Here is an 8,499-nt window from a genome sequence, read left to right as displayed (position 1 = left end):
CAAGAGACCGGACATCGGCGCCGAGGTGAGAGCGCTGACGATCGGCAATTATCTCGTGCTTTATCGCTTGGCAAAACAACGCGTCGAGGTCGTTCGCTTCGTGCATGGCGCGCGCGACGTCTCGGCGCTATTTTGAAAGATCATGGCAACTGCAATTGGCAGCAGCTGGCGGACATCACGCCCTGAGCAGAGGCTGGCATGGCGACAATGAAACAACTCCTTCTTCTGCGTCATGCCAAGTCGAGTTGGGACGATCCTGACCTCATCGACTTCGACCGGCCGCTTTCCGGGCGCGGGCTGAAGGCGGCCCCGCTGATCGGGCGCGAACTGGCCAGGCAGGGCTGGCTGCCCGATGTGGCGCTGGTATCTCCAGCGCTGCGCAGCCGCGACACATGGCGGCTGGTCTCGGCGGAATTGCCGGCGAAAACGCCGGCCAAATTTGTTCAGGCGCTCTACGAGGCCAGTGCGGCAGACGTTCTCGCCAAGGTACGGCAGGCAAATGCTGTAACAAGCACCCTTCTGGTGATTGGCCACAATCCCGGTCTGGAGGAATTCGCGCGCCGGCTTGCCGGCGCCGGATCGGATGCCGCGGCACTCAAAAGGCTTGAAGAAAAATTTCCGACGGCGGCGCTTGCCCGCTTCGTTTTTGACGGCGACTGGGCACGGCTGGCCCTCGACGAGGCGCGGCTGACACACTGCGTTTGGCCGAAGGATCTGCGCTAGCGCATGGCCCGAAAATCGGAATCGATTTTTGCTGCGCTGACTTTCAGTTCGGAAAGGATCATGCGCAAAAATCAAAGCGTCATTTGTGCGTCCCAAAAAGGGCGGCGCTGCTGACGGTGACTCGATATGCAAAAGCAAGAGCGGCGGGCCAAACCCGCCGCTCTTTGAGTTCCGGAGCTTGAGGACTTAGCGGCGGCCCCAGTTGCCCCGGCCAGATTGAGGCGCGACGGACTCATCCGAGCCGGACTGGCGCGTCGCATCGGTGTTGACGGCATTATGCTCGGTCGGGAGCAGCTTGCGGATCGAACCCGTGAGCGTGTTGTCGACATTTCCAACAGGCGCATTGCCAACCGGCGCAGCCGGCTGGTTGACGCCGTCCGAACCATAGTGGTCGCTGCCGGCAAAGGCGCTGCCTGTAGCAATGAGGACGGCAGCGGCGGTAAGAGCAATCTTGGTCATTTTTCAGGTACTCCAGTATTTCCATGTTTTCAGTGTTGTTGTCCGTCTAGTGGCGTGCCTTGGGAGGATCTCGCGTCGTTCGGACTAGTGTGAGGTGGGTTGGCAGTGCCGCGATTTCCAATCACGAAGATGTTCCGGCTAAGCCCGGAATCGGGTGCTTGAAATCCGCCAAAAGGCTTCCTTCGCCACAATCTTTTGCATTCTTTTCAATTTGTTATGCGAATTTTCCTGCCGCGAGGCGCAGGCATTTGCTGAGCCGGCGTTCACCCGGTCCTGCACGATGCGTCAACAGAAACGAACCGATCGGTTCGATTCCTCCGCTGATGCGCAAATGAAATTTCGCAGAGCTACCGGCTTTGCGTTGCCGCCTTAGACGTGCACGTCACCAAAGGAGAGTTCGCCATCGTCGCCAGCAGCCAGGAAGGCCGTGACCAGCAGGCCGGCATAGAGGGCGGCGACCAGCACGACGATGACCACGCCGGGAATGGGCCCCAAGGCAGCGCCGGTGACGGCCTCGCGCACCGAACCGACGAAGCCGATGCGGACACCCTCGGTTAGAAGACTGGGTGTCGACAGTTTGAGGATCCAGGCCATCAGCAGGATCAGCAGCATGTGGATGTAGTTTCGACGCAGACGGCGCGCCAACGCCGCTCGCTGCGAAATGAGGAATTTTGGAGCGCGCAGGCTTTCGCCGACGATCAATAGCCAATCGGACGCAAAATCCGGCTGCGGCGAGAATATCTGCGCGAAATAGTGCCGTTCGAACTGGCGCACGCGGGCCCGGTAAACGTCGAAGAAGCGATATCGCCGCGCTTCTATCCACAGCAGCAACAGGACAAGCAGCATGGCAAAAAGCAGCACGCCGTGATGCGCGCTAGCCGTCGAAAGCGAGACGGACAGCATCGCCGCGACGACCGTTATCGCCCAATTGCTCGTCCGGTCCAGGCGGTCGCGCCACCCCGTCATGCGTAGAATCTCGGCGCGATGAAAGTGTGACATCGTGGTTACGAGTTCGCCGGGCGAAAGCGTTCTTCCAATGGGGTCCGGCGCTGCCGACACATCTGCCATCACCATGCCTCCACCCGCCACGCAAAAACGGCTGGAGGGATATATCGTTCCGACGCTTCAATTGGCCGAGCGCAGCCAGACCTTGTTGTCGTGAAAAGCCGCACCGCCATAGGGCGCTGGCGCGTCGGCGCCGGTTAGCACATTGATGCCCTCGCCCCGCTCATGGGCGCTGTTCGGCCATATGCCCTCGGCCACTACGACGCCGCGCTTGAGGCCATCGAACAATCTTGCGTGCAGCACGACTTCGCCGCGCGCATTGCCGATCTCGACGCGGTCGCCGTTGGCCAGCCCATAAGCTGCCGCATCGTCCGGATGCAAAAGCAGTTCCGGTCGGCCCTCCTTGGCCTTCGACACCGGCGTCTCCGAAAAGGTCGAGTTGAGGAAATTGCGCGCCGGCGAGGTGGTCAGCCGGAACGGATGCGCCGCATCCGCCACCTCGATCAGGTCGATATGGTCGGGAAATTCCGGCAGGCTTGCCACCGGCCCGAACAGGCCCATGCTTTTCGGCGGCCGGTTGGGCGCCGCCTGACCGGTCCAGTCGGCGCGGAAGCGGAATTTTCCGTCCGCGTGGCCGAAGCCGTTGATGAAATGCGCCGCCTCGAAATCCGGCTGCAAATCGACCCATTTTTCGTCCCTGAGGCTCGAAAAACTGCCCAGGTCCCGCTTGCCCAGGATGATGTCGATATGCTGTTGCTCGGTCATGCCGAAGCCAGGCTTTTCGCCAACGCCCAGCCTTTTACCGAGTTCCTCGATGACGAAATGGTTGGTGCGCGGCCCTTCCGGCGGGTCGATCAGCTTCGGACCGAGCGTGATATGCTGGTTACCGCCGCCCTTGTAGACGTCATCATGCTCGAGGAACATCGTCGCCGGCAGCACGACATCGGCAAGTTTTGCGGTGTCGGTCATGAATTGCTCGTGCACGCAGGAAAATAGGTCGTCGCGTAAAAAACCCTGCTTCACCAGCCGCTGCTCCGGCGCGACATTGACCGGATTGGTGTTCTGGATCAGCAGCGCCGTCACCGGCGGGCCGCCATAGAGCGCATCCTCAGCGCCGGTCAGCACGGGGCCGATGCGCGAATGGTCGAGATGGCGGATCGCGGGGTCGCGCATCCGCGTGCCTTCCAGCAGTTCCTGGTTGAGCTTGAAGATGCCTGAATTGGAATGGAAGGCGCCGCCGCCCTCATACTGCCAGCAGCCGGTGACCGCGGCGATCGAGGCGGCAGCATGCATGTTGACCGAGCCGTTGCGCTGGCGCGAAAAACCGTAGCCGAGGCGGAAATAGGTTTTCTTCGTCGTGCCGACGATGTGGGCGAATGCCTCGATCTCGCCGACAGAAAGCCCTGTTATATCAGCCGCCCATTGCGGCGTCCTCGTCTGAAGATGCGCTTCCAGACCGTGCGGGTCGTCGGTGTATTTTTCCAAATAGGCGCGGTCGGCCATGCCGTCACGAAACAGCACATGCATCACTGCGCAGGCCAGCGCGCCGTCGGTGCCGGGCTTCAGCACCAGGCCGAGATCGGCCTGTTTCATCGTCGCGTTCTCGTAGACGTCGATGACGACGATTTTCGCGCCGCGTTCCTTGCGCGCCTTGATCGCGTGGGTCATGACGTTGACCTGGGTGACCACGGCATTGGTGCCCCAGATCACCACGCAGTCGGACTTGGCCATCTCGCGCGGGTCGGGACCGCGCAACGCGCCGGCGCCCATCATCCAGCCGGTCCAGGCCAGGTTGGTGCAGATCGAACCGAAGAAGCCGGAATATTTCTTGGCGTGCCTGAGCCGCTCGATGCCGTCGCGCTGAACCAACCCCATCGTGCCGGCATAGTAATAGGGCCAGACCGTCTCCGAGCCGTATTTTGCCTCGGCCGCGATGAACTTTTCGGCGACGAGGTCGAGTGCCGCCTCCCAGCTCGCTTCCTTCCAAAGGCCCTCGCCCTTGGCGCCGGCGCGGATCAGCGGCTTCAGCAGGCGCTTGGGGTGATGGACGCGGTCTGCATAGCGGGCGACCTTGGCGCAGATGACGCCTGATGTGTAGCTGTTGGCCTTGGCGCCATGGACGCGACCAATGCGCCTGCTGTCGAGCAGCTCGACCTCGAGCGCGCAGGTCGACGGGCAATCATGCGGACAGGCCGAATGGCCGATTCTGAGCTTGGCGTGCTGATTCATAGGGCCAAACTAGCCGTATATGGCAGCGGCGTGTAGGGCCAGATGGCGCTACTCCGCCGTGCCTTCCTCGTATTCCGCCGACATCGACAGCCATTTTTCTTCGTGGGCGGCCAGCGTCTGGGCAAGCTGCGAGCGCTCCTTGGCCAGCTGTGTCGCCGTCGACGGGTCTTTTTCATAGACCGCCGGATTGGCGAGCTCGTCCTCGATCAAGTCGATGCGCTTGCGGATGCGGTCCATCAGCGCTTCTGTGGCGCGGATCTCCTTGGCCAGCGGCTCGAAGGCCGCGCGGCGTGCGGCCGCGTCGCGGCGACGGTCGGCCTTCGAGGCTTTTTCGGCCTCGCGCTTGCCGCGGCGGTCGCCGGACACGCCGGTGACCAGCGTCTTGTAGTCCTCGAGATCGCCGTCATAGGGATTGACCGCGCCGTCCTTGACCAGCCACAGCCGGTCGGCCGTCGCCTCGAGCAGATGGCGGTCGTGCGAAATCAGGATGACGGCGCCGGGAAATTCGTTCAGCGCATGGATCAGCGATTCACGGCTGTCGATATCAAGATGGTTGGTCGGTTCGTCGAGGATGAACAGGTTTGGTCCTTCGAAGGCCGACAAGCCCATCAAGAGCCGCGCCTTCTCGCCGCCGGACAGGTCCTTGGCGGCGGTGTTCATCTTCTCGGTGGTCAGGCCGAACTGGGCGACACGGCCGCGCACCTTCGATTCCGGTGCTTCCGGCATCAGCCGGCGGACATGCTCATAGGCGTTTTCGTTCGGTCGGAGGTCGTCGAGCTGATGCTGGGCAAAGATCGCCACTTTCAGGCCGGGCGCCACCGTCATGGTGCCGCTCTCCTGCTTCAGCCGGCCCGACAGCAATTTGGCAAAGGTCGACTTGCCGTTGCCGTTGGCGCCGAGCAGCGCGATGCGGTCGTCGGCATCGATGCGCAGCGTCATCTTCTTCAGGATCGGCTCACCCTCGACATAGCCGACATTCACATTGTTCAGCGCAATGATCGGCGAGGCCACGGTCTTCACCGGCTCGGGGAAGGAGAACGGCCGCACGTTGTCGTTCACAATCGCGGCGATCGGCTTCATCTTTTCCAGCGCCTTGATACGCGACTGCGCTTGTCTCGCCTTAGAGGCCTTGGCCCGGAAGCGCTCGACGAAGGACTCCATGTGCTTGCGCGCGGCTTCCTGCTTGACCCTGCCCTTCTCCTGGAGCTCGCGCTGCTCGGTGTATTGGCGCTCGAACTGGTCGTAGCCGCCACGCCAGAAGGTCAGCTTCTTCTGGTCGAGATGGACGATCGAGTTGACGGCGCGGTTAAGCAGGTCGCGATCGTGCGAGATCAGAAGCACGGTGTGCGGATATTTCGACACGTAGTTTTCCAGCCACAGCGTGCCTTCGAGGTCGAGATAGTTGGTCGGCTCGTCGAGCAGCAGCAGATCGGGCTCGGCAAACAGCACTGCCGCCAGCGCCACCCGCATGCGCCAGCCGCCGGAGAAGGACGAGGCCGGCCGCCGCTGGGCGTCGTCATCAAAGCCGAGGCCGGCGAGGATGGTGGCGGCGCGCGACTCGGCCGAATGCGCGTCGATGTCGGCCAGCCGCATGTGGATGTCGGCGATGCGGTGCGGATCGGTCGCCGTCTTTTCTTCTTCGAGCAATGCGGAGCGTTCAAGGTCGGCCTTGAGCACGATCTCGATCAGCGGCTCCTCGGTGCCGGGCGCTTCCTGCGCCACCTGGCCGATGCGCGTGTTCTTCGGCAGGCTGATCGAGCCGGTCTCGGAGGCGAGATCGCCGGTGATCGCCTTGAACAAGGTGGTCTTGCCGGTGCCGTTACGGCCGACAAGCCCTGCCTTGCTGCCGGCCGGCAAGGTCAGCGAGGCATGGTCGAGAAGCAGGCGTCCGGCCATACGGAGCGAAAGGTCGTTAATGATCAGCATGGCCGCGCTTTTGCACGGGACGTCGGCGCTTCGCAAGACCTTGAGCGCCGGTTGGTCGCATAAGGCATGAAAATGGCCGGCGGCGGCAGGTTGCCTGATGCCGCAGGAGGGGAAGACGATCGATCCAATCGCCGGCCTCGCCGGATCAGAGGGCCGACTCTGAATTGGGCCGGGAACCTGCAGCGACGGCGCGTCGCCTGGCGAGCATCGACTACTCGCATCCGAAAGTTGCGCATTTGTCAGTTAATTGCCGTGCAACGCGGTCGTCTTCAGCGATCGCACCATGACGCAAGGGCAAGACTCAGCTATGTCTAGGTGTGCGGCGGACCTGATACCCGCCTGGCCGGCGCCATCTCCTCCCAAGCGGCGCCGGCCATTTTTTCCCGCAGCGTTCACTGTGCCGGCGGTGTGCCGGGTTGATCACCGCCTGACGTCGATTTGGGTGCAGGGTCGACCTGCGGGATTTGATCGACGGTGCCAGGGGCCTTCGTCGGCGGGATATTGTTGTCGCAAGCCGCCACAGCCAGGGCTGCGGCTAAAGCCAGCAAGATTGAGAGCTTATTCATCGCAACCTCCTGTCACCGGGCAAACGAGACGGTGCCGATTTGGTTGCACGCTCAGACAGAGCTCGGGGCGTTTGGAGAACGGGGGAACAAAAAGCCGCCTCTTCGGTTGGTCCACACCAATGGAGAAAATCATGATCCGTCTGCTCATAGCCGGGGCCGCCGTCTACGTGGCCTACCGCATAGTCAGGGAAATCGTCGACGAGGTGCCCGACGACTTCGATCCGCTGTTGCTGCCGCCTCCCGATGACGACAAGTCGCTGCGGCGGCAGTCGGCGGCGATGGGCGTAGAGCCAGAGCGCTAGATCGAGTTCATCGGCTGGTGCGTCAATAGGGTCGGCGCGTCGATCGCAACTCTCACGTCGAAACCGTTGCGAACAAAGCAGAAACGATGCTTGATGGGCAATGAACCTCGCTGCCCGTGATTCGACCTTCCGGCCTGCCTATCTCGCGAAGCTGAATGCCGAGCAGTGCCTTGCCGTCGAGCATGGCGACGGCAAGGTCGCCGGGCCGTTGCTGGTGATCGCCGGGGCCGGCTCCGGCAAGACCAGCACGCTGGCGCATCGCGTCGCGCATCTGATCGTCAGGGGCGCCGATCCCAGGCGCATCCTTTTGATGACGTTTTCGCGTCGCGCCGCATCGGAAATGGCCAAGCGGGTCGAGCGGATCGCCGGCGAGGTGCTCGGTCGCGATGCATCCGTCATCACCGATGCTCTCACCTGGGCCGGCACATTCCACGGCATCGGCGCCAGGCTGCTGCGCGACTACGCGCTGGAGATCGGCCTCGATCCGGCCTTCACCATCCACGACCGCGAGGATTCGGCCGACCTGATGAACCTCGCCCGGCACGAACTCGGCTTCTCGAAGACGGAAGGCCGTTTCCCGACCAAGGGCACGTGCCTGGCGATCTATTCGCGCGCCGTCAACGCGCAGGCGCCGCTTGGCGAGGTTCTGGGTTCAGTGTTTCCCTGGTGCGCGGGGTGGGCAGAACAGCTTAAGGCGCTGTTCGCCCGCTATGTCGAGGCCAAGCAGGCGCAGAACGTGCTCGATTACGACGACCTGCTGCTCTACTGGGCGCAGATGGGGGGCGAGCCGGAGATATCGGCGCATCTGGGTGGGCGCTTCGACCATGTTCTGGTCGACGAATACCAGGACACCAACCGGCTGCAGGCCTCGATCCTCACGGCACTCAAGCCGGACGGATCCGGGCTGACGGTGGTCGGCGACGATGCGCAGTCGATCTACTCGTTTCGCGCGGCGGAAGTGCGCAACATCCTCGACTTCCCAAAACAGTTCGCGCGGCCGGCCGAGATCGTCATGCTTGAGCGCAACTACCGCTCGACCGAGACCGTCCTGGCCGCCGCCAATGCGGTGATCGGCGAGGCCTCGGAGCGCTTTACCAAGAACCTATGGACGGAGCGTAAATCGGCCGAAAAGCCGAAGCTGGTCAGCGTTCGCGACGAGGCCGAGCAGGCGAGTTACGTCTGCCAGGCGATCCTGACCGAGCGCGAGGCCGGCACGGCGCTGAAGGCGCAGGCCGTGCTGTTTCGCGCCTCGCACCACAGCGGGCCGCTGGAGATCGAGTTGACGCGCC

General features: G+C 62.8%; 9 protein-coding genes. 4 read left to right on the top strand and 5 right to left on the bottom strand.

Features of this window, described 5'->3' with window-relative positions; all coding sequences use genetic code 11:
• The first annotated feature begins 13 nt into the window (after positions 1-13).
• Complete coding sequence (locus EOB36_RS35585; RefSeq protein ID WP_281035505.1) at positions 14-136, top strand: type II toxin-antitoxin system RelE/ParE family toxin; 123 nt, start codon at positions 14-16, stop codon at positions 134-136.
• A 71-nt stretch (positions 137-207) separates the two neighbouring features.
• Positions 208-723 carry a histidine phosphatase family protein gene (locus EOB36_RS31910; protein ID WP_126107539.1) on the top strand — a complete coding sequence of 172 codons (516 nt, stop codon included), beginning with the start codon at positions 208-210 and terminating at the stop codon, positions 721-723.
• A 186-nt stretch (positions 724-909) separates the two neighbouring features.
• Here EOB36_RS31910 and EOB36_RS31905 read toward each other — a convergent pair whose 3' ends face one another.
• From EOB36_RS31905 to EOB36_RS34555, 5 genes are all read right to left on the bottom strand, one after another.
• Complete coding sequence (locus tag EOB36_RS31905; protein ID WP_128286459.1) at positions 910-1,182, bottom strand: DUF680 domain-containing protein; 273 nt, start codon at positions 1,180-1,182, stop codon at positions 910-912.
• A gap of 369 nt (positions 1,183-1,551) precedes the next feature.
• Positions 1,552-2,250, bottom strand: a complete 699-nt coding sequence (locus EOB36_RS31900) for a DUF2270 domain-containing protein (protein ID WP_127295481.1) — start codon at positions 2,248-2,250, stop codon at positions 1,552-1,554.
• Positions 2,251-2,307: 57 nt separating this feature from the next.
• Positions 2,308-4,416: a molybdopterin oxidoreductase family protein gene (locus EOB36_RS31895; protein ID WP_095483237.1), complete on the bottom strand. Its 2,109-nt coding sequence runs from the start codon at positions 4,414-4,416 to the stop codon at positions 2,308-2,310.
• 48 nt (positions 4,417-4,464) lie between these two features.
• The gene (locus tag EOB36_RS31890; protein ID WP_127295483.1) at positions 4,465-6,342 is read right to left on the bottom strand and encodes an ABC-F family ATP-binding cassette domain-containing protein; all 1,878 of its coding nucleotides are present in this window, start codon (positions 6,340-6,342) and stop codon (positions 4,465-4,467) included.
• Positions 6,343-6,734: 392 nt separating this feature from the next.
• Positions 6,735-6,908, bottom strand: a complete 174-nt coding sequence (locus tag EOB36_RS34555) for a hypothetical protein (protein WP_095483235.1) — start codon at positions 6,906-6,908, stop codon at positions 6,735-6,737.
• A gap of 131 nt (positions 6,909-7,039) precedes the next feature.
• On the opposite strand from EOB36_RS34555, the gene EOB36_RS34550 reads away from it, so the two are divergent.
• Positions 7,040-7,210, top strand: a complete 171-nt coding sequence (locus tag EOB36_RS34550) for a hypothetical protein (protein WP_095483309.1) — start codon at positions 7,040-7,042, stop codon at positions 7,208-7,210.
• Between the two features lie 100 nt (positions 7,211-7,310).
• On the top strand, positions 7,311-8,499 hold a 1,189-nt coding region (locus EOB36_RS31885), incomplete at its 3' end, for an ATP-dependent helicase (RefSeq protein WP_164897675.1).

Source organism: Mesorhizobium sp. M6A.T.Cr.TU.017.01.1.1 (assembly GCF_004023115.1).
Classification (GTDB): Bacteria; Pseudomonadota; Alphaproteobacteria; order Rhizobiales; family Rhizobiaceae; genus Mesorhizobium; species Mesorhizobium mediterraneum.
The sequence above is the reverse complement of the archived record's forward strand: the minus strand, read 5'-3'. Positions and strand labels throughout refer to the sequence as shown.